Source organism: Paenibacillus sp. WG02, assembly GCF_055396115.1.
The window spans coordinates 4,561,484-4,587,484 of the sequence record NZ_AP036016.1 but is presented as its reverse complement, the minus strand read 5'-3'; the positions used below and the strand labels follow the sequence as shown (position 1 = coordinate 4,587,484).

Annotated in this window: 20 protein-coding genes; 17 read left to right on the top strand and 3 right to left on the bottom strand. The window is 44.3% G+C overall.

Annotated elements, in window-relative coordinates; genetic code table 11:
* Positions 1–88 precede the first annotated feature (88 nt).
* From ACBP55_RS20755 to ACBP55_RS20745, 3 genes are read right to left on the bottom strand one after another with little or no spacing between them, the layout of a single operon-like run.
* Positions 89–877 carry a hypothetical protein gene (locus ACBP55_RS20755; RefSeq protein WP_464644641.1) on the bottom strand — a complete coding sequence of 263 codons (789 nt, stop codon included), beginning with the start codon at positions 875–877 and terminating at the stop codon, positions 89–91.
* Positions 850–1,554 (bottom strand): hypothetical protein, encoded by a 705-nt coding sequence (locus ACBP55_RS20750; RefSeq protein ID WP_464644640.1) that lies wholly within the window; start codon positions 1,552–1,554, stop codon positions 850–852. Before ACBP55_RS20750 ends, ACBP55_RS20755 begins: the two co-directional genes overlap by 28 nt.
* Positions 1,548–2,129, bottom strand: coding sequence for a GxGYxYP domain-containing protein (locus ACBP55_RS20745; protein ID WP_464644639.1), 582 nt, complete (start codon positions 2,127–2,129; stop codon positions 1,548–1,550). The genes ACBP55_RS20750 and ACBP55_RS20745 overlap by 7 nt, the downstream gene beginning before the upstream one ends.
* Before the next feature lie 405 nt (positions 2,130–2,534).
* Between ACBP55_RS20745 and ACBP55_RS20740 the strand changes: the two genes are divergently transcribed.
* The 17 genes from ACBP55_RS20740 to ACBP55_RS20660 all read left to right on the top strand — a co-directional run bounded on the left by ACBP55_RS20740 (position 2,535) and on the right by ACBP55_RS20660 (position 25,911).
* Entirely contained in the window at positions 2,535–3,653 is a 1,119-nt protein-coding gene (locus ACBP55_RS20740; protein WP_464644637.1) for an amidohydrolase family protein, read from the top strand.
* Positions 3,654–3,707: 54 nt separating this feature from the next.
* The gene (locus tag ACBP55_RS20735) at positions 3,708–4,406 is read left to right on the top strand and encodes an aspartate/glutamate racemase family protein (protein WP_464644635.1); all 699 of its coding nucleotides are present in this window, start codon (positions 3,708–3,710) and stop codon (positions 4,404–4,406) included.
* A gap of 351 nt (positions 4,407–4,757) precedes the next feature.
* On the top strand, positions 4,758–6,101 hold the full coding sequence (locus ACBP55_RS20730; protein ID WP_464644633.1) for an ABC transporter substrate-binding protein: 1,344 nt from the start codon (positions 4,758–4,760) through the stop codon (positions 6,099–6,101).
* A 205-nt stretch (positions 6,102–6,306) separates the two neighbouring features.
* The gene (locus tag ACBP55_RS20725) at positions 6,307–7,425 is read left to right on the top strand and encodes an ABC transporter ATP-binding protein (RefSeq protein ID WP_464644631.1); all 1,119 of its coding nucleotides are present in this window, start codon (positions 6,307–6,309) and stop codon (positions 7,423–7,425) included.
* Between the two features lie 20 nt (positions 7,426–7,445).
* Positions 7,446–10,427, top strand: coding sequence for an extracellular solute-binding protein (locus ACBP55_RS20720; RefSeq protein ID WP_464644630.1), 2,982 nt, complete (start codon positions 7,446–7,448; stop codon positions 10,425–10,427).
* Between the two features lie 55 nt (positions 10,428–10,482).
* Entirely contained in the window at positions 10,483–11,391 is a 909-nt protein-coding gene (locus tag ACBP55_RS20715) for a carbohydrate ABC transporter permease (protein WP_464653364.1), read from the top strand.
* On the top strand, positions 11,391–12,293 hold the full coding sequence (locus ACBP55_RS20710; protein ID WP_464653363.1) for a carbohydrate ABC transporter permease: 903 nt from the start codon (positions 11,391–11,393) through the stop codon (positions 12,291–12,293). The genes ACBP55_RS20715 and ACBP55_RS20710 overlap by 1 nt, the downstream gene beginning before the upstream one ends.
* Before the next feature lie 20 nt (positions 12,294–12,313).
* The gene (locus tag ACBP55_RS20705) at positions 12,314–14,476 is read left to right on the top strand and encodes a YIP1 family protein (protein ID WP_464644629.1); all 2,163 of its coding nucleotides are present in this window, start codon (positions 12,314–12,316) and stop codon (positions 14,474–14,476) included.
* Positions 14,473–16,710 (top strand): DUF5696 domain-containing protein, encoded by a 2,238-nt coding sequence (locus ACBP55_RS20700; RefSeq protein ID WP_464644628.1) that lies wholly within the window; start codon positions 14,473–14,475, stop codon positions 16,708–16,710. Before ACBP55_RS20705 ends, ACBP55_RS20700 begins: the two co-directional genes overlap by 4 nt.
* Positions 16,710–17,579: a carbohydrate ABC transporter permease gene (locus ACBP55_RS20695; protein ID WP_464644626.1), complete on the top strand. Its 870-nt coding sequence runs from the start codon at positions 16,710–16,712 to the stop codon at positions 17,577–17,579. The genes ACBP55_RS20700 and ACBP55_RS20695 overlap by 1 nt, the downstream gene beginning before the upstream one ends.
* A gap of 13 nt (positions 17,580–17,592) precedes the next feature.
* Positions 17,593–18,561 carry a carbohydrate ABC transporter permease gene (locus tag ACBP55_RS20690; protein WP_464644625.1) on the top strand — a complete coding sequence of 323 codons (969 nt, stop codon included), beginning with the start codon at positions 17,593–17,595 and terminating at the stop codon, positions 18,559–18,561.
* Positions 18,562–18,759: 198 nt separating this feature from the next.
* Entirely contained in the window at positions 18,760–20,589 is a 1,830-nt protein-coding gene (locus ACBP55_RS20685; protein ID WP_464644623.1) for a sensor histidine kinase, read from the top strand.
* The gene (locus ACBP55_RS20680; protein WP_464644622.1) at positions 20,564–21,712 is read left to right on the top strand and encodes a response regulator; all 1,149 of its coding nucleotides are present in this window, start codon (positions 20,564–20,566) and stop codon (positions 21,710–21,712) included. Before ACBP55_RS20685 ends, ACBP55_RS20680 begins: the two co-directional genes overlap by 26 nt.
* A gap of 154 nt (positions 21,713–21,866) precedes the next feature.
* Complete coding sequence (locus ACBP55_RS20675) at positions 21,867–22,709, top strand: RMD1 family protein (RefSeq protein WP_464644620.1); 843 nt, start codon at positions 21,867–21,869, stop codon at positions 22,707–22,709.
* Positions 22,710–23,110: 401 nt separating this feature from the next.
* Complete coding sequence (locus tag ACBP55_RS20670) at positions 23,111–23,845, top strand: class I SAM-dependent methyltransferase (RefSeq protein WP_464644619.1); 735 nt, start codon at positions 23,111–23,113, stop codon at positions 23,843–23,845.
* A 369-nt stretch (positions 23,846–24,214) separates the two neighbouring features.
* On the top strand, positions 24,215–24,649 hold the full coding sequence (locus ACBP55_RS20665) for a YciI family protein (RefSeq protein ID WP_464644617.1): 435 nt from the start codon (positions 24,215–24,217) through the stop codon (positions 24,647–24,649).
* A complete protein-coding gene (locus tag ACBP55_RS20660) occupies positions 24,646–25,911 on the top strand; it encodes an RNA polymerase sigma factor (RefSeq protein ID WP_464644615.1) in 1,266 nt (421 codons plus the stop codon). Before ACBP55_RS20665 ends, ACBP55_RS20660 begins: the two co-directional genes overlap by 4 nt.
* Positions 25,912–26,001: the final 90 nt, after the last annotated feature.

Sequence of the window (26,001 nt, the reverse complement as noted above, 5' to 3'; positions counted from 1 at the left end):
GACTTCGGGCTTCGTTAATAAAGGAGCAAAAAAGAATCGGACAGCGGCAGTTTAAAACTGCTCGCTATCCGATTCTTTTTACATGGATTTATTCTTTTTTGGACAATCCATAAGCTTCACGAATAAGTGTGAAATATTGTTCGGCGTTTACGATCTTATATTCCTTTTCGAGTGATTCAGAGATGGCCAGAATATCGTTAGGTCTCATACCCCACGCATTCACCCCGACGGAAAGGAACAACGGCGATTTGCCGTCCCAGCCTTTCTTGGCCTCGGCTAGCATATTAATTCCATCCTGAACCGTTCCAATTCCTCGCATCATCGATACCGGAAGCGTACCGTTCATGATTTCGATGCCGAATTGATCGCTTACAAGCAGGATACCGGGAACTTTATAATTTTGCTCGTATGCGGCTGCTTCGGATGAGCTTATGGGTATGTCTTTGGTGACATCCCGGTTTATCACCATCGGAATGGTCATACCGGTCTGTTTGAGATATCTATAAGTATCCTTCATGAAATCCGGTAACGTTTCTTCCGGCCATGGATGCGGGTTGAAATAACCAGCACCGGACGGTCCGGCGACCAGCAGGTCATTCTCTGTTGCCGTTTTCCGGTAATAATTAAGAACCATTGGAGCGGCATCGTAGAGTAATGGACTGGAGGTCCAATTAATAGGTACTTTGCCCCGTGCAGGATCTTCCCATAGGATCTCTCGCATATGGTTCAAATTGTATTGCAAATTGTCGCCTTCGCCGAACGTGAACGTCACATAAATTTTGTTTTCCAGCTTGAGCGGATTGGGCTTGATCTTAGGGACCGCTTCCACCTTCGTTCCCGAGAAGACGGTCATGTTGTGGAACCAATCAGCTGCCAATACGAAGACGCTATGCCTAGAGAGTAGGTCGACGGAAGCGGCTTCGCCTTCGAAGTCATTGCTGAACCAGCCCAGATAAGGTGTCCCGGCTCGACATCGGACAGAATCTTCTCTAAGAGTGCTCGCTGATCCGGCACATCCGTCGAAAGCCAGAAAACCATCGCTTTGTTAGCGACCGCATAGTCTCGCAAATATCCGTAAGGCTCTTTCTGCTCAGACGAGAGAGGGCGAATGTTGCCGACCGAAACTTTGTATTGATTCCACATCTCTACAGAGATCGTCAACTGTTTCGTGTCTGCAGAAGGTTTAAATTCATACATGAAGTAACTTCCGTTATCAGCGAAGCGGTGGTCTGCACCTGGTAAATGCTTGGAATTTTGCCTGTCATACAAGTACAATTCTTCCTCGGGCGTACCTGCCTCAAATTGAGCGATGACGTTCCCGTCTGCCTTTACGGTGATGGCATGAACGGCCGGTCCCCATCCGTCCTGGGTGAAAGAATCATCGAAACGAACGTATATCGCCTCTTTCCCTAAAAACGATGAAAGGTCGTATTCATACGTTCCACGGTTGCTGGCATCCCTTATTTGCCTTTTCTCTTCAGCAATCGTGACGAAGGATTCGGGTAGACCAGGAGGGAGCGAAATTGATGTGTCCGGACTGAGCCCAATCAGCATCCGGTGGGTCGTCTGATTCCATAAGTGTTCGTATTGCCATGTGTACGCGTCAATTTTATTTTTGAATTTGCCCGGAAATCTTCGATAACTTTCAATTTGTAGGGAGCTGCAGTAAGTTTGCCTGCCAATTCAGGGCTGACGACAACAGCATTCTTAAGTCCAGCCAACGTGGTCGCGACGTTTATGGAATCTGGCGTTTTCGGATCGTAGATAATGATTCCTTTTACTTCATTTTTATACAAATCGAAGACATCCATGCTGTTTTCATGGAGCTTATGCGGTATGGTCATTTCGTTATACCAGGGGTCCACCTTGTTCTGAATCAGATAGATACGGGGGCTTTCTCGATTCACAATGCCCTGAAGTGTAGCCATCAGCAGTTTGACGTCTCCAGATGCATTAGAAACATTGACAACGTCTAAATGCTTGGGTTGATTAAAAGTTGGAAGCGCTTGATTTTTGGGCCATTTAATCCCATCAGCAGTCACGCCATCAGCCTGTGCTGCAGAAATGCTGAAAGGCAGCATTGTCACACATAGTAATACCATACATAAAATTCTTAATTTCCCAATCAATCTGCTCACCTCATTTTGAAATTAATTACAGCGAAGCTGTCGTTGTTTCGACTTGACCTCCTTCTTTGGAGAGTAGCGTGCAATGTAATGTCATGACATATCTGAATGGATATATTTAACATGTTGTATATGATAAATCAAGTGTTTCGATAAACAATCTTAAGAAAATACAAAATATTGCCTTATTCTACATGAATAAAACCTAAGTAATGACATGTTTTGCAGTTGGAGGAGACTGCTTAACGGATGGAAGTAAACCTTATTTGATATATTATATAATGCGGACTAAGCTCTTAATTTTTCGTTGGAAAATAAAGGATAATCAGTTGAGTTCCCCGAATTAATATTATTTGGTTCTACGATTTGAAGGCTGATACATTTCAAGAAAGAAAGTTGGTCATACGAATGAAAAACCGGATTAATACATTAATAGTGACAGTGAGTACAGCCATAGGGATATGGCTAATTTCTGTTTTGGGTCTATTCCCGTTTGACCAAGTAAAAGATTCTGCCGTAACAAAAGCTTCACCCACCTCAAACATAACTTTAATCGTAAATGAGACAAAGATTGATAAGGGGACTCAGAAAACGGTTAAAGAGTTAGTTGAGCAATACCGTCTTTTAAAAGTCATCGATTCCCATAATCATGATGCATCTGATTCAAAGTATATAAATATGCTGGAAGTTTGGAAGCGTAATGCCGTCAATCAAGTTGTTCTCTTTGGAGATGTATCAGAGCCAAGCGCAGTAATGACCGACCAGATGTCATGGATGGCTTACAAAGATAACCCTGATGTAATTATTCCTTACTTTTCTGGCTTTGATATGCATGATAAATCGAGTCTCGATGTAGTGACACATAACCTGGAACAAGGATATTTTGGTTTAGGTGAAATTGCAGCTGCTTCTTTGTATTCACCTGTGGTATCAAAAGTGGCTTGGAAGGGTGAAAGCCCAATGGATGGTTATTTACCGGACATTTACGAAATATGTGCAAAATACAAAGTCCCCATTCTGTTGCATATTGACCCACCAAACGGAATGGTTATAGATAAGTTAGAGGAGGCGCTTGACAAACATCCAAACACAATAATCATATTCGCACACGCCAACGCGTTTAATTCACCGGAAAATATCAGAAAACTACTCGAAAAGCACCCCAATTTGTACGCGGATTTTTATGCGGGTTTCACCGCTCTCAATCCAGCTAGTACCAATAAGTTGGAGGATTTCGTACCTGTGATGAAGCAGTTTCCTGATCAGTTTATGTTGAGTACGGACTCTGGATTTGATATTGGTGAAGAGGCTGCAATTGGTGCGATGTATCAGTTATTAGATAAGCTTGACGACCCTAAGTTGGCACGAAAAATTGCACATGATAACCTAGACGCCATTATTCGTAACCAGCCAGCTACGGAGACTCAGATTGCGGAAATCCGTAAGAAATCCAAAGAAACCGGACAAAGTTATGAATTGAGTCATCTATCTAAGGTAGAAGCTGGACGAATTCTTTGGAGTAAATAAAGATATCGATTTTCTGTTATTATGTAGTAAATAGTTATTTCTGAGGTGTTATCTATGAAAACAATTGGGCTAATAGGTGGAATGAGTTGGGAGTCGTCCTTGCTTTATTACCAAATCATCAACCAGCGTATAAAGGATAAATTAGGCGGGCACCACTCCGCGAAAAGTCTCATGTATTCGGTGGATTTCCAAGAAATCAAGACGCTTCAACATCAAGGGAAATGGGATGAAGCAACCCAAATCATGATCGATTCAGCCCGAAAATTAGAAACTGGTGGTGCTGATGTAATTGTTATTTGTACGAATACGATGCACAAGATGGCAAAAGAAGTTGAAGAATCGGTATCAATACCATTACTGCATATAGCCGATGCAACAGCTAACGAAATCGTTAAGGATGGCATGAAGAAAGTTGCCTTACTGGGGACTGCTTTTACGATGGAACAAGACTTTTACAAGGGTAGACTTATTGATAAGTTTGGACTCGATGTTATAGTTCCAAATGAAGCAGAGAGATTGATTATTCATAACATTATTTATCAGGAACTTTGTCTTGGAATCATTAACGAAGAGTCAAAGCACTCTTACTTAAAGATCATTAACAGTCTGAGCCAACAAGGAGCTGAAGCCGTTATTTTGGGCTGTACAGAAATAACATTGCTCGTTTCACAGGATGATTGCGGTATCCCGGTTTATGATACAACAAGACTTCATGCAGAAAGTGCTGTTGATTTCGCCTTAAAAGTGGATTAAGCACATCCCATACTATCACTGTGAAAAGGCCCTGAAAGGGGTCTTTTTTCTTTGTAGAATAAAGATACCAAAGTAAGTGCTCTTGATAGGGGACACCATAATTAAATGCAATAGATGCATAAGAAACTAGCATGCTCTCCCATTCTCTAAAAACTATGATGGATTCAAACCGCCATACCTTAATCAAGGTATTGAAAGCGATTACACATGAAATTATTTTAGACTGCGGTAAAAGGCGGGCATTTTTAATGAAAGAAATAAAAGGGGTGAGTCTCGGATTCTTATAATAGTCTTTTCAAAAACGACGTGTTAGGTGATCATACAAAATTAATTGAGAGAGAGTGGTTTCATTTGAAAAATACAGCTCGAACAGTACTTTCCCTGCTTACTGTCCTATTTATGGCTTCAGGATGCGGTAAATCTGATACACCTGCCGAAGTTAAAGTTACTACCACTGCTATTTCAACTTCAACTACCACTTCTACGCCTGCAGCAGAAATTAAGATGGATCCGGTAACGATTAAATTTGCTGCAACCAATGCCATGTTTTCAGCTGAAAACTTTAAACTGTATGTATCGGATCCGGTTAGTAAGAAATATCCGTTCATAACTGTGGAACGAATCAATACTTCGGATAAAGGCAGCAGCGTGACAGATTTGCTTGCCGCTGGTATCACACCGGATATCGTCGGGTATTATCCTGGAACTATAGGCCAACTTAACGAACTTAAGTTAACCAATAATATTGAAGAATTGATTAAAAAATATAAATTTGATGTTAACCGCATTTCTCCGGAAGTTTTAGATACGATTAAAGTTGCCAGCAATCAAAACTATCTTGTGGGACTTCCTACATACAATACGTTGTTTGCCTTATTTTATAATAAAGACTTGTTTGACAAATTTGGCGTATCTTATCCGAAAGATGGGATGACATGGGATCAGCTCAATGAATTGGGCGTTAAATTAACCCGTGTAGACAGTGGTGTTCAATACCGTGGATTATATGCGGATTACTTGTACAGAGGAGCGAGACAACTCGGCTTGAGTGCCGTTGATTTTACGACCAATAAATCTGTTCTTAGTTCTGATCCGTGGAAGCAACTATTCCAATACTGGAGTAATTTGTATAGTGCTCCTGGTTTAATGGAAGGCAATTATAAAAATATAGCTACGAATATCAACACGAGCTCTTTTGCTGCAGGTGAATTAGCCATGATTGCTGATCAGGCTGCTACTGCGACTAAAGTGACGAAAATGAATTGGGATTTGGTAACGTATCCAACGAATCCGAAGGCGCCAGGAGTTGGCCAGCGCGTGGACGGTCCTGTACTTAACATTACGGCTCAAAGTAAAAACAAAGATGCAGCTTTCCTTGTATTAGAAACGATTTTATCGGACGAAGTGCAGAAGAATATGTCTCAAAATCTTGTAGCGTCTGTTCTCAAAGATCAAAAAATAAAAGATGCTTACGGAACAGGAATTCCGGAACTCAAGGGTAAGAATATGAGTGCACTTACCAAAAACAAATCGGCTGTTATTGCACCATTTAAGTATGTAAACGAAGGTGGAATTGACAAAATAACAAACACCGCATTCCAAGCTATCGTTAATAAAGAGAAAGATATCAATACAGCCTTGCGGGAAGCTGATGATGCTCTGAATAAGCTTATCGAATCCAGTCAGCCGAAATAATGAGTGGTAAATTGTAGCAAACAATGCCAAAGTGATCGCGTAACCTTTAGGGGCTGCGCGGTCTTTATTTTAACGGAGTTTTCTTTTACCAAAGCTTAAAAAAAGACATAGAACTATAAGTTCGGATAATGAAGTATGGATCCCGCGATAGTAACATCTAGTCATAAACATCTATGTTCACTTCCGTAAGGAGAGGGATGATCCGGTGGCGCGTATTTTATTTAATCATGTTTGTAAGCATTACGGAAAAGAACGGTTTCCAGTCGTGAATGATTTCAATTTGGAGATTCGCGATTCGGAGTTCATGGTATTCGTGGGTCCGTCCGGTTGTGGTAAATCGACCACCCTGCGAATGGTGGCGGGGCTTGAAGACATCAGCAAGGGTGAAATCTATATCGATGACAAGTTAATCAACGACTTACCGCCGAAAGATCGAGATATTGCGATGGTGTTTCAGAACTATGCCCTATATCCGAATATGACGGTGTATGAAAACATTGCCTTCGGGCTGCGTTTGCGGAAACTGCCAAAGCACGAAATTGATCTTAGTGTGAAAAGAGCCTCGCGAATTCTGGAAATTGAACAGTATCTGAATCGCAAGCCGAAACAGCTTTCTGGCGGTCAGCGTCAACGAGTTGCACTCGGCAGAGCGATTGTCCGTGAACCGCAGGTGTTCCTGATGGATGAGCCGTTGTCCAACCTTGACGCAAAGCTTCGCGTTCAGATGCGTACGGAAATCATCAAGCTGCATAAACAGCTTGGAGTGACGACCATCTACGTGACGCACGATCAGACTGAGGCGATGACTATGGGGAACCGAATCGTGGTGTTGAAGGATGGTCTCATTCAACAAGTCGATACGCCTGAACAAATCTATAACAATCCGGCCAACACGTTCGTTGCGGGATTTATCGGTTCGCCTCCAATGAACTTTATCGAGGGAAGACTGGAAGAACATAATGACCGACTTGAATTCCATACGAATCGGTATGCACTCGTTATTCCGGGAGGGAAGGCTGCTGCTCTTCGCGAGAAAAATATGGTCAACAAAGTGGTCATCTTAGGTATTCGACCAGAAAACCTTAGTGTTGACCCAATCGTATTTGAGGCCTTTCCGAAAGCAGTCATTCCAGGCGTTCATCTACTCAGCGAACTGATGGGGGCAGATCGATTTCTATACCTGGATATTGGCGGAAAAACAAACCTGGTCGTTCGGGTCAATCCGAGAAACCTGTACGATGAAGATGCGAAAATGGAAGTATCTGTCGATATGAACAAGACGCTGTTCTTTGACAGGGATTCAGGCGTTCGTTTAATTGATTGAACGCGAAGGGGGATCAACAGATGCGCAGGAAACCATATATGCGCCGAAGTGCAGTAGTGCTCATGCTCACGTCGGTTCTTCTCGCTTCTGCCGGTGTTTCATCTTGGAACAAGTCGGTTTTTGCGGCGGATGGGCAGTCAAAGCCGAGTGTTAAGCCAGGTGACCATTCGAGCCTCGTGGTCAATGATCTTGGGCTGTACTATCAGGAAGTATTGGAAGGCTGGAAAGCCAAAGGCTATAAAGCCGGAACGCAGTCGATTACGGTACCAGGCGCCGGAATAACGGCTCAATCTGACAATAAGCTTGCGATAACTAGCTCTTATGAAGGCAAGTCGAATGTATTGATTTGGAACAGCGACAAATACAATTGGATCGAATATCAAATCGATGTACCGCAAGATGGTTTATATGAAATGGCCATGTCGTATCATCCATTCCAAAACATTAAATCGGGTGAGATCACTAACCGCCGATCGGTCGTATTATCTGTCGAACTTGATGGAAGCTTTCCATTCCGTGAAGCGCGTGCGATTACATTCCACCGCAAGTTCAAAGAGGAATTTCCGCTCAAAAAGGATGGGAAAGGCGATGACATCCGTCCGCGTGCACGCGAACTGAATGAATGGATGAGCGAAGCTTTCATAGATTCCGCAAGCGCTTACTCAGATCCGTATCAGTGGTATCTAAGCAAGGGGGAGCATACCATTAGGGTCTCGGGCAGTGAACCTGTTGCCATCGAATCCATTGTCATTAAACCGCCTAGCGTTCTAACGGATTATGCACAAGTTTCCGCTCAATATCCGCAGGGACAGCCAACCAAAGTAGAAAAGTTGTACATTCAAGCTGAGGAAGCAAGCTGGAAGAACGATATTGCGATTCAAATCGCTTCCGATCAAGATTCTTTCATGACACCTAAAGCTAACGGAGATATGATCTTTAACTCCATTGGCGGTACGAAATGGCAGAGCGGAGGACAAGCGATCGGCTGGTCATTTGAGGTGCGAGAAAGCGGCCGTTATCAAATCGCGGGTAGAACCTACCAAGGTTTCGACTCCAACATGTCTGTTTTTCGCAGCATTGCGATTGACGGTAAAGTTCCGTTTAAGGAGCTCCAAAGCTATGAGTTTCCTTTTGCGACCAAATGGAAAGGCACTGTATTGAGCGACTCTAAAGGCAAGCCGTACGAATTTTATTTGGAAAAAGGGAAGCACACACTTTCAATGACCGCGACGATAGCGCCTTTTCAATCGGTTATTTTTCTCGGAGAGCGGATCATTTCTCAACTGCGAATCGTGGACGAAGAAATTCGTGCGATAACGGGCGGAAATTTAGACAAAAACCGTACCTGGAAAATTGAATCGGATTTCCCGGAAATTCCAAAGCAAATTGAAGAAGCTAAAGCGCAGATCCATAAAATGGGGGAAACTCTGCTTGCTGCTAATGGCCGTCGTGACAATTCACTTCAGACTATCGAAACATCGCAGCTAGATTTAGCCAGCTATTTGAAGTATCCAAACGAAATTCCGTATCATATGGACGATATTTCAAGTTTAATCGAACGGATTAGCGGAATTCGAGAAGCTCTCATCAAGTCACCGCTTCAGTTAGATCAGCTCTATATCGTTTCGGCGGGAACTCCCCTACCCACCATGGAGGCGAACCTGTGGCAAAAGATGAATGGATTAATTCATAATTTTGTGTATTCCTTTATCAAAAAGGATGACATTCATAAAGTGAGCGAGGACACATTGAATGTATGGGTAAACCGTGGAAGGGACTATGTCAACCTGCTGCAGGAATTGACAAACGAACTGTTTACGCCGGAAACCGGCATTAAAGTCAAGGTGAATCTGCTTCCGAATGAGAATCTGCTCATTTATTCGAACGCAGCTGGGTTGTCTCCGGATGTTGCAATCGGTCAACCTCAGGATAAATCGATCGATTTTGCCATGCGGAATGCGCTGCTTGATCTAAGTAAATTTCCTGATTTCGACAAGGTAGCAAAAGATTTCGCGCCTGGCGCTCTTCTTCCATATTTCTATAACAATGGATATTACGCTCTTCCTGAAACTCAATCGTTTAAAGTTCTTTTCTACCGCAAAGATTTGTTGAAGAAATTGAATTTGAGTGTACCGAATACATGGAACGATGTGTATGATATGATCCCAACGCTTCAGCAGAATGGGTACAATTTCTACTTGACGCCAACTGACTATTTACCTTTCTTTTATCAGAACAAGGCAGATTTCTTTACTAAGAACGGCATGAAGACAGCTCTGAATACACCTGAAGCGATTCAAGGCTTCAAGCAATGGACGGATATGTTCAATATTTACGATTTCGAAAAAGCGGTGCCAAGCTTTTTCCAGCATTTCCGTCAAGGCGACATGCCCATCGGAATTGCAGATTACAACACCTATATTACATTAGCCGCTGCAGCTCCAGAGCTAACCGGGTGGTGGGGCATCGCTCCTGTTCCAGGTGTTAAACAGACGGACGGAACAGTTAGCCGTTGGGCGGCAGGCGGACAAACGAGCGGCTTTATTTACAAAAGCTCGAAGCATAAAGAAGAGTCATGGAAATTCTTAAAATGGCTGCTTTCCGCAGAAGTCCAAGAGCGGTATGGCTCAGATATCGAATCGTTCAACGGGATTTCTTTCCGTTGGAATACAGCTAATGTGAAGGCATTCACGCAGTTGCCATGGCCGAAGGATGACATGAATGTCATTCTAGAGCAGTGGAAATGGTATCGGGAGCAGGCTAATCTTCCGGGCTCGTATATGTTGACTCGTGAATTAAATAACGCCTGGAACCGAACCGTCGTTGACGGAATGAACCCCCGTGAATCCTTGGAAGAAGCGATTCTGAACATCGACCGCGAAATGCTGCGCAAAGAGCAAGAATTTGGCTTTATCGATGGGGAAGGGAAGGTGCTTCAGACATTAGACCTGCCGCAGATTACGAAACCGTGGGGAGGGGTGGATCCATATGTCACAAAGTGAAGCCGGATTAATTAATGTTCGGAAAGCGCTAACAAAAGAAACGATTTCCTTTCGGATGAGTCAATTCTTGAAGCTTGTTTGGTCATACAGGCTGTCCTACTTGTTTATCGCGCCTTTTGCCTTATGTTTTATCGCTTTTATTTTTATACCTGTCGTTCTTGCAGTGCTGCTCAGTTTTACTTACTTTAATGCGATCGAGCCCCCTCGGTTTATCGGGTGGAGCAATTTTCAATATTTGCTGTCACAGGATATTGTTTTTCTAAAATATGCTTTGCCCAATACGATTAAATTTGCACTTATCGTGGGGCCCGGAGGATATATAGCTTCCTTTATGCTAGCATGGCTCATTTCTCAACTTCCAGGCTATGCCCGTACCTGGTACGCACTTGCCATGTATACCCCCTCGCTGACGGCTGGGATTGCCATGAGTATTTTCTGGCTTCCCTTACTTAATGGGGATCGGATAGGTTACTTAAACTCCTTTTTAATGAAATACGGATTTATCAATACCCCGATATTGTGGGTAACAAGCAAAGAATACTTAATGAACTCGATGGTTGCCGTTACGCTTTGGTCAAGTATGGGGGTTGGATTCCTTGCTATGCTCGCGGGCTTGCTTGGTGTGAACCGAGAGCTTTATGAGGCGGGACGTCTGGATGGAGTCAAGAGTAGACTACAGGAAATTTGGTACATCACGATTCCTTCCATGAAACCGCAGATGCTGTTTAGCTCCGTTATGGCCATCGTGGGCACCTTCAAAGCGGGCGCTATAGGCACAGAGCTATCAGGGCAATTTCCAACACCACAGTATTCCGGTACAGTGCTGATCAGTCATATTACAGATTATGGTGATATTCGATTCGAGATGGGATATGCCTCAGCGATTTCTGTATTCCTGCTATTGATGATGTATATGTCCAACAGGCTTGGCATTCGTCTGTTCGGCACTAAGGGGGATGAATGATGACAGCCGTTAAGCTCATTTGGAATCAATTCTCACATATTGGCCGATCACAACGTTTGAATGGTACGGACGGTTTTCAGCGAGTGCTGTTCATTTTTTTGACTTTGCTTTCCATCTTTATGTTAATGCCAATCGCGTTCCTTTTTATGAACTCGCTGAAGCCGTTAAGTGAACTTTTTATTTATCCTCCGACAATTTTCGTGAAACAGCCCACGATGCAAAATTTTATTGAGCTGTTTAATGTGACGAGCGCTTCTGTTGTTCCAGTCACCAGGTACCTTTTTAACAGCATCGTAGTTGCAATTCTTACCGTGATTGGGGTTGTCGTGATTAGCGCACTATGCGCTTATCCGATTTCGAAGCATAAGTTCCCGGGGCACAAAGCATTTTTCGCCATCATCCTGCTTTCGCTTATGTTTGCTCCGGAAACGGTTCATATTCCACAGTTTTTAATCGTTAGCAAACTTCATATTATGGACACTTACTGGGGGCATGTCTTACCTCATTTAGCAGCGCCTGTCAGTGTATTCTTGATGAAGCAATTTATCGATCAGGTGCCGAATGAACTGCTGGAAGCAAGCAAAATAGACGGTGCGCGCGAGTGGACCATTTTCTTGAAAGTAGTCATGCCCATTTGTATGCCTGCTGTTGCTACAGTGGCCATTCTTACTTTTCAAAGCACATGGTCCAACCTCGTAACGTCATCGCTATACATGCAGGACGAAGCGATGAAGACGTTTCCGTTCTTCTTGTCTACCTTGGTCAACAATGCGGCCAACAGCGTAGCCAGACAAGGAGCACATGCTGCAGCAGCTTTAATTGTATTTGTGCCAAACCTAATCATTTTCTTGTTTTTCCAACGGAAAGTTATTGCGACTATGGCGCATTCCGGAATCAAATGAAATCGGAAGGAGGTGCCGCCTTGAGAATAATTCAAATGTTTCGCAGATGGTTATTGGTCGGGATCGGGGGGATGCTATTATCCGTTTGCCCGTTAACGGTATCAGCTGAAGTACAATACGCAACCAATTCGAAGGATGCAGCCGGCAGAATGATTTGGACGCAGCCAGCGTACTATCCCGTCGCCATTGTGGGTTCGGGACTTACGATACCGGATAAAGATCGTCCTTCCATGCTTAAATCATCACCCATGATGAATCCGAAGGATGTTTTTGTTGATGATAATGATCATATTTACGTGGCTGATTCGGGAAACAATCGTATCGTCGAATTTGATTCCAATGGAAAATGGCTGCGATATATGACTGTCACCGAAAGCCCGCTAAATAAGCCGGAAGGCGTATTTGTTACTAAGGAAGGCGAAATCTACATTGCAGATACGGGAAACAAACGAATTGTTAAGTTGACGAAGGAAGGCAAATTTGCAAAGGAATTTAAACGTCCGGAATCCCGCTATATTCCCGAATCTTATAAATTCGATCCCATCAAACTCATCGTTGATAAGCGCGGCTTTTTGTACATTGCAACGCTAGGCGGATATGATGGACTGCTTCAGCTAGATCCAGATGGGAATTTCCAAAGTTTTTATGGTGCGAATAATACGGAGCTGTCCGCACTGGATAAGATGAAAAAAGCCCTATATCCGAAGATGATGTACAACAATGAAATTAACAAGGTACCGGGCGCGATCAGCTCGGTTACTGTGGACAAAGACGGATTCATTTATACGACCACAGCTGGAAATGTGACCAAAAATCAGATCAAGAAGCTTAACATTCGCGGTATTAATATGCTCGAAACCCATTATGACAAGTACAAGGGAACAAAAGAAGCTTTGAAGTTTGGCGAAGTGCGTTCCATAGAACGAAAATACGATTCAAGCAAAGGCTATTTACCGGCCCAGCTTATGGATTTAACCGTGGATGTAAATGGGAATATAACAGCCATTGATAACACTTACAAGATGCTCAGCCAGTACGATGCTTCTGGGAATCTGCTTTTCTTCTGGGGTGGGTTCGTCTCGGATACAACGACACAATTGGGCATTATCAAAAGCCCGACCGCCATAGACTCAAATTCCAAAGGCGAATTGCTAGTTCTAGATGGACAGGAAGGAACGATACAGGTATTCCGTATTTCCGAATTTGGAGCTCTTGTCAACCAGGCGAACTCGCTAACCTTACAGGGAAAATATGAAGAGAGCGAAAAGCTGTGGAAAGAAGTGTTGAAGTTCAACGCCTATTTTACTCCAGCGCTAATTGGTCTTGGAAAGGCAGCTTATAAACGAGGAGACTATCAACAAGCTCAACAATATTTTTATCAAGGCGGCAGTAAGTCGGATTATTCCAACGCTTTCTGGCAAATTAGGCTCATCTGGTTTCAACGGCATTTCAGTATGTTTGCCACGTTTCTTGTTGCTTTTGTCCTTTTATTTATGGTAGGAAACAAGTTTACGAAGCATACGAAATGGAGAATGGCCATTCGAAATCGGCCAAGAATCTCCCACCCACTCATCGTGCAATTGAAGCATATGTTCAACATTATGAGGCATCCGATTGATGGTTTCAGTGCGCTGCGTTTTGAAAACAAAGGAAGCTATGGCAGTGCTCTAATCATTCTAACCCTCATATTTGCATCCATCGTCGTTTCACAGTTGTTTACAGGATTTACCTTTAATCAAGTGGATCCCCGCCAATTAAATTTGCTCCTTCTATTTGGTGAATTTGTTCTTCTATGGATCGGATGGGTCATTTCCAATTATCTGGTTAGCTCGATTTTCCGCGGAGAAGGTCGTTTTCGAGATGTGTTCATAGCCAGCAGCTATGCACTTATACCGCTAATTTTCGTAGGTATTCCGCTAGCTGCGATCTCCAATATTATGACGACTTCAGAGATGCCGATTTTCAATTTCCTTTGGGATGCCTTGATAATTTGGACTCTCTTCATGTTCTTCTGGAAGATTCAATCGCTTCAGAACTATTCCGTTGGAGAAACGCTGATCAATATCGTGTGCAGTTTGTCCGCTTTCCTTATGATGATAGTGCTGATATTGATTATTTTTGGGCTTAGCAGTGATTTGAAATCGTTCATCATTGAAATTTACCAGGAGGTTAAGCTGCGATGAGGCTACGATTCCGTATACCCCTTTCATGGATCCTAACGTTTGTCATTGTTGCGGGACTCGGCGCTTATATCGCAACCCACCTTCAAATCCTAACCAACGATCGCACCATCGAGAAGCGGACGGCAATTCCTGTAAGCTCTGCGCCGAAAATCCAGCCTGGACCAGCAGAGCTTCCGAATGAAGCAGATTTTAAAGCGGTTGGTGAGAATGATAAGCTTCGGCTCAAGTTCGATGCCAAAACGGCTCATTTTATTGTAGAAGATAAGAGGGACGGTCGAGTCTGGAGGTCTTATCCGAATCCAGCACAATGGGCTAATGAGAAGACGGCCAATGTCTGGAGAACGCATCTTCGTTCTCCGATTATGCTGCAATACTTGGATGTAGGTGACCCTAAAGCACAGCCTAAGGAAACCAATCTGCTTGAAGAAAACGGTACGCTGAAAGATGTACAGGTGATGAATAATGGTTTCAGGCTCACATTCGATATGCAATCCAAAGGCTTTATGATTCCGATCGAGGTCAAGCTTGAGAACGACTCTGTCACTACACGCATCATAGATTCTGGCATAAAGGAGGATAGGCTGAGCTTAATATGGGTAAGGCTATATCCGTTCTTTGCAGCCGAAAGGTCTGAAGGTCAAGACGGTTATATGTTCATTCCCGATGGGTCTGGGGCCCTAATAAAATATGATGATAAGAGTACAAATGTCAATCGGATCTATAGGGAGCCTGTGTATGGCGAGGATATTGCTTTTAAAATCAATTCTTTTGAAAGCCCGCGCCAAATGGCGGCGATGCCGACTTATGGCGCCAAAAATGAAAATCGAAGCTTTCTCGCTGTTTTGGAGGATGGAGCTGAGTTCAGTGATGTTATCGCTTCGCCGGCAGGGGTTTTTAGCACATATAACTGGGTTACGGGGCAAAGCAATTACCGTGCCTCCTATAAACAAGTAACCAACCGGGAGAAAAACCGTTCTTTTATCACCTACAATAAAGGTGAACGTTTCCACAGTGATCGTGTCACCCGATATTTCATGCTTGCAAACGATAAATCGAATTATGTCGGGATGGCGGAACGTTATCGAAACTATCTCAAAGAGACATACAGCCTGCAAAAAGTGAAGCCGAAACCAGGTAAAGTCCCGATAGATATTGTGCTGCTGGGAGCCGATACAACCAAAGGGCTGTTATGGGATCGCTATGTAAAAGGTACGACCACGTCGGAAGCAACGCAAATCGTTCAACGCTTGAACGATCTTGGCATCGACAATATGATCGTTCGATACTGGGGTTGGCAGGAAGACGGATTTGGCGCTTTAGGAGGCTTAAGCCAGGTGGATAAACGTCTGGGTGGCGATAGCGGCATGAAGCAGTTCATCAACTTCGCGCATTCGCTAAGTATTCCAGTCTATCTTAGGACGGATTACTCTGAAAACACGACAGGAAACGGCGGTTTCCGTAAAAGTGTGCAAGGAATGCGTGATCTGGGTGGAACACCTATTTTGAATCTAGTCAGCTTAAAATGGTTTGTAAGTCAAATATTAGATAAGGAAATTAAGTATTACAAAGGTCTTGGCGTGGATGGCGTAGAGCTTCATGGAACGGGTCGATTTGTGAACAGCGACTTTAATACAGAATATGGTTCCTCGCGCGAAGATAACCGGAAGCTTCAGCAGGAAGTCGTTACGAAACTGCGTAAGGAAGTTGGTCATGTCATGGGCTACCGCTCCAATTTCTTTGCGGTTCCGCTCGTGGATTCAATGGCACATATGGTCAACGACTATTCATATGACTTATTCACGCAGTCGGGGGTTCCATTCGCCCAAATCGCGCTGCACGGCTTGGTGCCTTACTCGTCGAGGCATACAAACGGCCGTGATCAATTCCAGGTCGAGTTTCTCCATGCGCTTGAATACGGTGAAAATCCGTCCTATTTGTTCACCTATTCCTCATCGGATGATTTGAAATTTTTGAACAACGTGAACTTATACAATCCAGTATTCACCGACTGGGAGCAAACAGCTGTTCAAGAGTACACAAAATGGAACGAAGCTCTGGGTGACGTTCAGGATCAGTACATCGTTGGACATCGGGAGATCGCTCCTCAGGTTAAAGAAACGACATATGAGAACGGGAAGAAGATCGTCATCAATTACAGCAATACACCTTATTCCTACGGGGGGCAGGTAATTGCCTCAGATAGTTACTTAGTTGTAAAAGGAGGGACACCTTGATGAGCTCAATCCGTAAAATGAAATCATCAACCCTTCGTAAAGTGGAAGGATCGATATTTATTGCGCCATGGGTGATTGGTTTTTTGCTCTTTATGGTGTTTCCACTTTGTTATTCCTTTTATATGAGCTTTCATCAGGTGAAGATTTTGGGAACAGGCTTAGATGTCAAGTACAAGGGTCTTGCCTATTACAAATTTATTTTATTTGAAAATGCGGATATTCTGTACAATCAACTCATTCCATTTCTGCGTCAGGCGCTTCTTATGCTGCCAATTATCATCGTATTTTCGTTATTGGCAGCCATCATGCTGAACCAGAAGTTCTGGGGAAGGACGTTTTTCCGGGCCGTCTTCTTCTTGCCGGTTATTTTTACCACTGGTCAGGTCGTGCAAGAGTTCATTACGCAAGGAGAAGGTAATCTGAACTTCCTAAACAGGTATAACATTACGACTTTGATTGTGACCTATCTCCCTCCAGTATGGGCGACTCCAATTACGAAGGTTATGGATTCATTCGTTCTTGTGCTCTGGTATTCCGGCGTGCAAATTCTAATCTTCCTTGCCGGAAGGCAGACCATTCCGCCATCGGTATACGAAGCATCGCGAATTGACGGTGCTAATCCGTGGGAGACGTTCTGGAAAATTACGCTGCCAGCTATGATTCCATTTATTTTACTTAATTTGATTTATACAACGGTCGACTTATTTACGTTTCCGTCTAATCCGATTCTGACGCAAGTTAACACAACGGAATACGGCCGTTCGAGTGCGCTTGCATGGATTTATTTCGTGATTATCTTTGTGTTCATCGGTATCATCTTGCTCCTATTCAGCCGGGCTTTCCGATCAGCTCGACCGGAGGGAAGATAGGGGAGGCTAAGTCATGGCAAAAATCATAACTGAAACAAGAAAACCTTCCTTTAAGTGGATGGCAATACGAGTATGGCTCACCCGTATCCGTTATTTTATTCTGGGAAAAGAAGCGGACAAAGGGCTAATATTCCGCCTATTTATTTACTTGCTGCTCATTGATACAGCCTATATTTATTTGAACCCGATCATCTATATGTTGACGACAATGGTTAAAAATAGTGCCGATTTGATTGATCCAGCCGTCACTTGGATTCCTCGCCATATTTATACTGGTACGATATCGGATGCAATCACTAAGCTGCATTATCCGAAGTGGTTTTCCATTTCCTTCATACTCACATTATCGGTGTCCGTTCTTCAAACGATTTCTTGCGCGATTGCAGGCTATGCGTTTGCACGTTTGGAATTCCCATTCAAAAAAACATTGTTCTTTTGCCTTCTTTTGACGTTTGTTGTACCACAACAGGTTCTGATCTTGCCTAATTTAATCGTGGCGAGTATGTTTGGATTAATGAAGACGTATATCCCCATTATTATACCAGCCCTATTCGGACACGGATTGAAGGGTGCTCTGTTCGTAATTATTTATAGGCAATTCTTCTCTACGCAGCCTAAGGAGCTGGAAGAAGCAGCCAGAATTGACGGCGCTGGAGCATTCCGGGTATTTGCCCGGGTCATGTTCCCCCTCGCGAAGCCTGCCATCCTTGTTGTGTTTCTGTTCTCATTCGTTTGGACTTGGAACGATTACTATTTACCGAGCATGTATCTTATTGGTGTAAAAGATGTGCCTCTGTCGATGGGACTCGCTCAAATAGGTACTCAGCTTGCGGGGCAATCCGCAGAATCAGGACCATCCATATTTGATGAACCCACGAAGATGGCGGGGTCTTTCATGATCATCTTGCCACCATTAATTCTTTATTTATTCACTCAGCGCTGGTTTGTAGAGAGCGTTGAGCGGACGGGTCTTGTAGAATAGTATGTAACAAAAAAAGGCAGCTGAAGCTGGAATGAGCTTTAGTCTGTCTTTTCTTTTTGTTTGCTTTCTGGCTGAGGAGTAGTAATCTCGTGAATTCATGGACACAAAATTGAGAAGATGATATCCTAATTTAGGAAGATTTTTGTCGAACTGCCCCGTAGGGCGGTTCGAAAGTCATTTGATAAGGGAGACGCAGCCATGGACACAAGACAATGGATGTCGGTAACGCTTTTTCTCGCAACGGCACTGATGTTGTTCGTGTCTTTCTTATCCTACCGGAAACGCCATCTGCCTGTTGCCAAAACGATGGTTCTGATCATGCTGGCAGCAGTTTGCTATGCGCTCGGCTACGCGTTTGAGGTGTTGAGCCGAAGCCTGAGCGATGTGAAGCTGTCGCTTCAAATCGAATACTTGGGCATTCCTTTCGTCACTACACTTTGGCTCTTTCAGGTCATTCAATTTACCGGGACGGCGGCTCGATATCGCAAGCGTCTAGCGATTGTGCTGTTCGTTATCCCCGTAGCGGTATTTTTTCTCCATTTGACCAACGATTGGCATCACCTAATCTATGAGCGCTATATTCGGAATGAGACCGATTCGGTTCCTTTGTACACGACTGTCAAGGGTCCCTGGTATAAGGTGCACACCATCTATAATTATTCCGTACTTTTGTGTGGAATGCTGTTGTTTATTCCCATGTATTGGCGGGCTTTACCGATCGTGCGAAAGCAAATTATCGTCCTTCTTTTGGGCGCAATCGCGCCTATGGTGTTCAATTTGTTCTTTTGGTTCGGAATGAACGTGGATTTGACGCCATTTGGATTCGCCGTATCGGGTATCGCTTACGTGTGGGGGATATTACGGTTTAATTTACTTCGTTTAACACCTCTTGCGATGGCTAAAGTATTTGAAACGATCCGGGACGGGGTCGTTCTGTTCGATTATGAGGATCAAATCGTTAGTTACAATAGAGCAGCCGAAAAAGTCCTTCCTGAACTCGGTTTGCCAAAACGATACCCTGTTGATATGGGGATGGTTTTGTCGGATAGTCCAGAACTGCTTGAACGTATTCGTGCCGCTAGTGACGGGGACGAGCGTTTCCCGTTTCACAGATTCCATGTGGACCGTAACAAGTATTACAACTGCAGTTTGTCACTCATTTACGATTCTGGCAGCGTCTTGATTGGGAAGATTTTGATGTTCAACGATATTACAGAAATGAAGGAGAGCGAGACCCGGTTGCGTGAAAACGCCCGGCAACTGTCTGAGTTGAATGCGTTCAAGGACAAGCTTTTCACCGTCGTGGCCCATGACATTCGCGATCCGATCGCACTCCTCGTTAGTTTGACCGAACTGCTGGGCGATGAACTGACCGCCGCCGACTTTGAGCACGCTGAGTTGGTAAGGGAGCTTAAAGGACAAGTGCAAAACACGTTCCAACTCGTCGAAAATTTATTGGATTGGTATCGTAGCCAGAAAGGGAAGGTCGTGTTTCGTCCGTTAGGCTGGAATTTGCAGCAGGTTGTGCGGCAGGCATTGTTGCTTTCAGGTACGAAGGCCAGCATGAAGCAGATACGGATGACGGAGCGGATCAATGAGAAACTAACGGTTAGAGCCGATAAAGAGATGTTGGACCTTATTCTGCGTAATTTGCTTTCGAACGCGATCAAATTTACTGGAATTGGCGGGGCGATTGATATCAGGGCTGATCTGGAAGGTGATATGATCATCGTGTCCGTACGCGACAATGGTGCGGGAATCGACGATCAGACCTCGGAGCTGCTGCGTCTAGAGGAGCCGTTCTTAAAATCAATGGTTAACGGAGACAAATCGGAGGATATGAGATTCGGGCTGACGTTAATCCGCGAATTCGTACGTATCCATGGTGGCAGTCTTTGGTTCGAGAGCGAACCAGGAGTCGGGACGACCTTTTCATTCACTTTGCCCGGTTCTGCTGGCGGTTTGGCATCTTTCGACGATGGAGGAATGAAGGAGGAAGCTTATGAAAGTGATTTTGGTGGACGATGAGCCGACGATGCATTTGATTCTGCGTAAAATGCTGGTCAAGCTGCCAGGGATACAAGTGGCAGGCGCTTTTACGGATACGGAGTCCGCAGCTTCCTTTCTAAGTGAGAACACCGACATCGGACTGGCTTTCGTTGACATCTCCATGCCGGGCGGAAGTGGACTGGAGTTCGCCGCCAAGATGGAAGCTTTGGCCTCTCCGTTGCAAATCGTCTTCGTCACGTCGCACAAGGAATTTGCCTTAAAAGCATATGAACTATCTGTGGTGGATTACCTGGTCAAACCCGTTTCCCAGGAACGGCTGCAGCGGACGGTTAATCGTGCGCTGGCGAGCCAGCGGGGCATTCACTCGTTGTCGCTGGCCACTCCAACATCCCCTGATTCCGGGAGGATCGTCCTAACGATGCTAGGTGATGTCGTCGTGAGCAACAATGCTGGCCGTGTCAAGTGGATTTCGAGGAAATGTGCGGAATTGTTCGCGTACTTGCTGTTTTATCGTGGAAAACGAATCCCTCGTTCCAGATTGGTTATGGATATTTTCGGAGGGATGCACCAAACGAATGCGGAGAACTACCTAAATACGACCGTATATCAATTGCGAAAGTCTTTGGAACCGCTTGGCATGCGCGATGTCGTACGTTCGGAGAACGATGGCTATGCGCTTGAATTAAAGGATCCCGTTATCGATTACGTGGAATTCGAAAAGCAAGTGGAAGAAATACAATCCATTGACGTCGGCAATGTGGAGAGAGCGCTGCACATCGAACGTTTGTATACGGGAGATCTATTCGGGGACAAGGCGTATGTGTGGGCCATACACGAAATGGTACGCTATGCGGAAGTATACACCTCTTTCGTAAAGCGGCTTGCCGAAGTGCTTATTTCTTTGCGAGATACGACCACCGCGTCGAAGCTGCTGCTTAAGCTGAACGAACGCAATCCGCTGGACGAATCCGTTATACAGCATCTTATGACGATCCGCGAGATGACTGGGGACAAAAAAGGATTGACGGCTCTGTATACCGATTATGTTCGTCTTCTCAGTAGGGAGCTTGGCATTCGTCCGTCTGAGGGATTGATACATCAATATGACATGCTGATAAGCCGATTAACTAATAAAAAATAACTATTTTCGTCTCTAAAAATAAACCGCGAAAGCTTGATGCTTCGCGGTTTTTGCTTGTTATATAAAATGGGTTTTGCTTTAAGTGAGGATTGAAGCCTACCTTTTCTGTCAAGACTAGTTAGCATGACTTTTTGAAAACAGATGAGTGGTGAAAATGAAAGATATTACTTTTAAGGCTATGGCCATTACAAATGAAATTGATCTGAATAAAATCGCCATCCACTGCGGTATTCCTAAAAAATACACATGGGAACAGCCTTTAATCCTAAGAGGCGACATTCTGAAATCAATCCTTAATAAAGATATTGACGCGTTACAACAAGTGCTTGTGTTTTCTTTCGGCAGTGTGGTCTTTGTTAATCACACACTCAGGGATGAGATGACAAAATTTTTAAAATTCATCCAGACGTTCGAGCCAGCTATTGAGCTCCAGCCTGCTGAAAGATACACAGACGATTACAGCCTTCACATCGAGGAAATCGATAGCATGGAGTTGACTGACAAGTATGTGGTGGTAGCTAAGTATGAATTCTTTTATCCTGAATTAATCGCCACAGTTCTTGCCAAATCAGTAGCTCTTGAGAAAATTGAAGAACAGCTCGGGAAAATTCATGATGACCTTGAATTGATGATAGACCGACTTGAAAAAGGGAAGCTTCGTGTTGGCAACAAAGAGTTAGCAAGAACAACCGCCAAAATCGTACGTCACGAGTACAACACCCTTGCCTATATCATGATCTTGGATAAGCCTGATTTGACTTGGACCAACAGTACGGCTAGCCAATTTTACGATGGGATGATAGATTTTTTTGAATTGAACGACCGATTTAAAATACTGAAAAGCAAAACGGACATTTTGTATCACATCTTGGAAGGGTTTTCCAATATCAGTCATTCCATCCGAGGGCTGTTCGTCGAATGGATCGTTGTGATTCTTATTGTTATTGAGGTGGTATTAACGATTTTACAAATCGTAGGTTGGATTCCGTCGCATTAAAAAGTTGTAAGATGCAGAACGATACCACCGGAAATGAGATAAAGCGCTTGTCTTTGGTCGATGACAAGAACTTTATCTCATTCTCATTTTGGGAGAGAAACATATTCTTTTACCAAGATGCAATTCCCAAACTGTGTAACCTTTAAAATGAATGTTCGATACAAAAGTGCAATGATTACGGATGGCTCATTAGAAGAACATAGTATACTTGTGCCGGATCGATGAATAAATTTAAACAGAAAATTATAGCTACAAATTATTAGGAATATTTAATTAAAACCAAATTTTCAATAAAGACTTACAGAGTTTAATGATAAACTCTAGATACCGTTTTCAAAATTAAAATGATTATCTTCTGGCAAAGTGAGAAAATAAGTTTAAGTTAGGAGGTTAAGGTTAATATGAAACAGAATAAATATGATGATCTCGGATTCTTCAAAAAATACAGTGAGATGCCACGCTCGATTGGTGGACTCAATGCTGCTGGGGAATGGCCTGTACTCCGTGCGATGCTTCCAGCGCTGCGAGATAAAAGAGTTCTTGACCTTGGATGCGGTTATGGTTGGCATTGCCAATATGCACGAGAACAGCAAGCCCAGTCAGTGGTCGGTGTAGATCTTTCCGAGAAAATGTTAGCGTATGCCAAAGAAAACAACAACGATCCCATGATCGAGTATCGGAGGCTTGCGATTGAAGATATCCAGTTTGAAGCCGGGGAATTTGACGTTGTGATAAGCTCGCTTGCCCTTCATTATGTGGAGCAATTCGAAGACGTTTGTCGTAAAGTGCATCATTGTCTTGTATCAGGAGGAACTTTTATACTTTCGGTTGAACATCCTGTCTTTACCGCACTCGCTGCGCAAGACTGGTATTATAGTTCGGAGGGCGAACGATTGCACTGGCCTGTTGACGACTACCAGAAAGAAGGTCTTCGGCAGGCGAGATTTCTGGACAATGATGTCGTCAAATATCATCGAACTATCGCTACCTATGTGAATGCATTAATTGACTCGGGATTCCGTATTACGAAACTAGCCGAACCTCAACCAACGCAAGAAACATTGGACAAGTATCCAGAAATGAAAGACGAAACCCGTCGTCCCATTTTCCTCTTGATCTCTGCGGTCAAGAATTAAAAAAACGATAGCATCATAACAACAGGCTGCCGGTATTATCGGCAGTCTGTTGCGTTATTGGGTATGAGGTAGAGATTGAGCTGCATTAGTCAAGATTGAAGCGGATCATTTTTTTGAAATCTATTTGCAGTTGTGTCGATTTTGTCACGCGGCGATAGCGGAGACACTCAACCTTATGCATAACTAGAGGTGGCAGGAATTTTGCCTCGTATCGCCGAAAAAATAGTGAAACCAAATTTTATAACGTTACCTCGATATTGGTTGTCGATCCAGTAAAGATTGATTCGTCGTATATATAGAAGATCAGATATACTCGGACGTTTTCAATCCGGTACACGAAGCTTCACTAAAAATAGGAGGTATACATCTATGAGATTTATGATGATTGTTAAAGCTACAACAGATTCTGAGGCGGGGAATATGCCTAGCCAAGAGCTAATTGATGCTATGCAAAAGTATAATGAGGAATTGGTGAAAGCTGGTGTTTTGCTAGCAGCCGATGGACTGCAGCCCAGCTCAAGCGGAATCCGGATTTCTTATCCGGAGCCTGGAGGCAAACCGAAGGTAATAGATGGTCCTTTCACGGAGGCGAAAGAAATGATCGCGGGATATACGCTGATCGAAGTCAAATCCAGGGAAGAAGCGATTGAATGGGCTATGCGCATGCCGGATCCACACGGATATGGACAAGGCGAGATTGAGCTTAGACAGGTATTCGAATTTGAGGAGTTAACGGACGATACCGAATCGCAGGAGAAAGAAGCAGCTCTTCGCAAACAGGCTCAGGAGCAGAAAAAAGCGTGATATTGTCCAATACACAGCGGACCATTGATGCAATATGGCGAATTGAATCAGCAAAGCTAATCGCAGGATTAACTCGAATGGTACGAGATGTGGGTCTCGCAGAGGATCTTGCCCAGGATGCATTGGTGATTGCTCTTGAACGATGGCCGGAGATCGGCATTCCAGACAATCCGGGTGCTTGGCTGATGACTACGGCCAAGCGGCGCGCGATCGATTATATGCGCAGGACTAAATTGCGTGATGAGAAATATGTAGAGATTGCCCACGGTATGGATTTGTATACAGAGGAAGAAATGGATCGAAATTTGGACGGGGAGATCGGTGACGATCTCCTTCGTCTGATCTTTATGACGTGCCATCCGGTGTTATCACAAGATGCTAGAGTTGCCCTGACGCTGCGCATGCTTTGCGGGCTTACCACTGATGAAATCGCACGTTCTTTCCTGTCCGCCGAATCAACGATTGCCCAGCGGATTGTCCGGGCTAAGAGAACGCTCAGCACCGAAAAAGTTCCTTTTGAGATACCTGTAGGAGTAGAACTCAAAGAACGCTTGACTGCTGTACTCGAGGTGATTTACCTGATGTTCAATGAAGGGTATTCGGCAACCTCTGGGGATCACTGGATACGTCCGCTTCTTTGTCAGGAGGCGCTCAGACTGGGACGCATCCTTGCTGAGATCGCACCACAGGAATCGGAAGTTCACGGACTAGTTGCCTTAATGGAGATTCAATCCTCCCGTTTAAAAACCCGGGTTAGCTTAAGTGGCGAATCCATACTTTTAATGGACCAAAACCGGGCGCAATGGGACCGCTTGCTGATCCGGCGAGGATTGGCAGCACTTGAGCGCAGCCAGAAGCTTGGACGCCCGCTCGGTCCATACTCGCTGCAGGCTGCAATTTCTGCGTGCCATGCACAAGCGGCTACCCCAGCTGAGACCAATTGGATCCGCATTGCTGCCCTTTACGAAGCGCTCTCTAGGGTAACGCCATCGCCGATCGTTGAATTGAACCGGGCGGTCGCCATATCCATGGCGTTTGGTCCAGCCTTCGGGCTGCAAATTATCGACGAACTGCGTGCCGAAGCTTCCCTGAAGGGATACCATCTGCTCCCGAGCGTTCGCGGTGATCTCCTATTGAAGCTGGGGAGGTTCGATGAAGCACGATCAGAATTTGAACGAGCGGTGTCGATGACACAGAATGCCAGTGAGCAGGCGCTTTTAATGAAACGGGCTGCTGAATGTAAGTCAGAAGCATCGAAATAATTTTTTCAGCCGACATGTCGATTATACGGTTTCCCATTCGTCGTCATAGTAAGGGAAGGGATAAGTCAGCTAGCTGCTTCCCCAAGTCAT

What these genes read in the sequence shown, in the direction of transcription:
- ACBP55_RS20750 (WP_464644640.1), bottom strand. Translation starts at nt 1,554, where the DNA reads ATGCTGATTGGGCTCAGTCCGGACACATCAATTTCGCTCCCTCCTGGT.
- ACBP55_RS20740 (WP_464644637.1), top strand. Translation starts at nt 2,535, where the DNA reads ATGAAAAACCGGATTAATACATTAATAGTGACAGTGAGTACAGCCATA.
- ACBP55_RS20735 (WP_464644635.1), top strand. Translation starts at nt 3,708, where the DNA reads ATGAAAACAATTGGGCTAATAGGTGGAATGAGTTGGGAGTCGTCCTTG.
- ACBP55_RS20720 (WP_464644630.1), top strand. Translation starts at nt 7,446, where the DNA reads ATGCGCAGGAAACCATATATGCGCCGAAGTGCAGTAGTGCTCATGCTC.
- ACBP55_RS20715 (WP_464653364.1), top strand. Translation starts at nt 10,483, where the DNA reads ATGAGTCAATTCTTGAAGCTTGTTTGGTCATACAGGCTGTCCTACTTG.
- ACBP55_RS20710 (WP_464653363.1), top strand. Translation starts at nt 11,391, where the DNA reads ATGACAGCCGTTAAGCTCATTTGGAATCAATTCTCACATATTGGCCGA.
- ACBP55_RS20700 (WP_464644628.1), top strand. Translation starts at nt 14,473, where the DNA reads ATGAGGCTACGATTCCGTATACCCCTTTCATGGATCCTAACGTTTGTC.
- ACBP55_RS20695 (WP_464644626.1), top strand. Translation starts at nt 16,710, where the DNA reads ATGAGCTCAATCCGTAAAATGAAATCATCAACCCTTCGTAAAGTGGAA.
- ACBP55_RS20690 (WP_464644625.1), top strand. Translation starts at nt 17,593, where the DNA reads ATGGCAAAAATCATAACTGAAACAAGAAAACCTTCCTTTAAGTGGATG.
- ACBP55_RS20685 (WP_464644623.1), top strand. Translation starts at nt 18,760, where the DNA reads ATGGACACAAGACAATGGATGTCGGTAACGCTTTTTCTCGCAACGGCA.
- ACBP55_RS20680 (WP_464644622.1), top strand. Translation starts at nt 20,564, where the DNA reads ATGAAAGTGATTTTGGTGGACGATGAGCCGACGATGCATTTGATTCTG.
- ACBP55_RS20675 (WP_464644620.1), top strand. Translation starts at nt 21,867, where the DNA reads ATGAAAGATATTACTTTTAAGGCTATGGCCATTACAAATGAAATTGAT.
- ACBP55_RS20670 (WP_464644619.1), top strand. Translation starts at nt 23,111, where the DNA reads ATGAAACAGAATAAATATGATGATCTCGGATTCTTCAAAAAATACAGT.
- ACBP55_RS20665 (WP_464644617.1), top strand. Translation starts at nt 24,215, where the DNA reads ATGAGATTTATGATGATTGTTAAAGCTACAACAGATTCTGAGGCGGGG.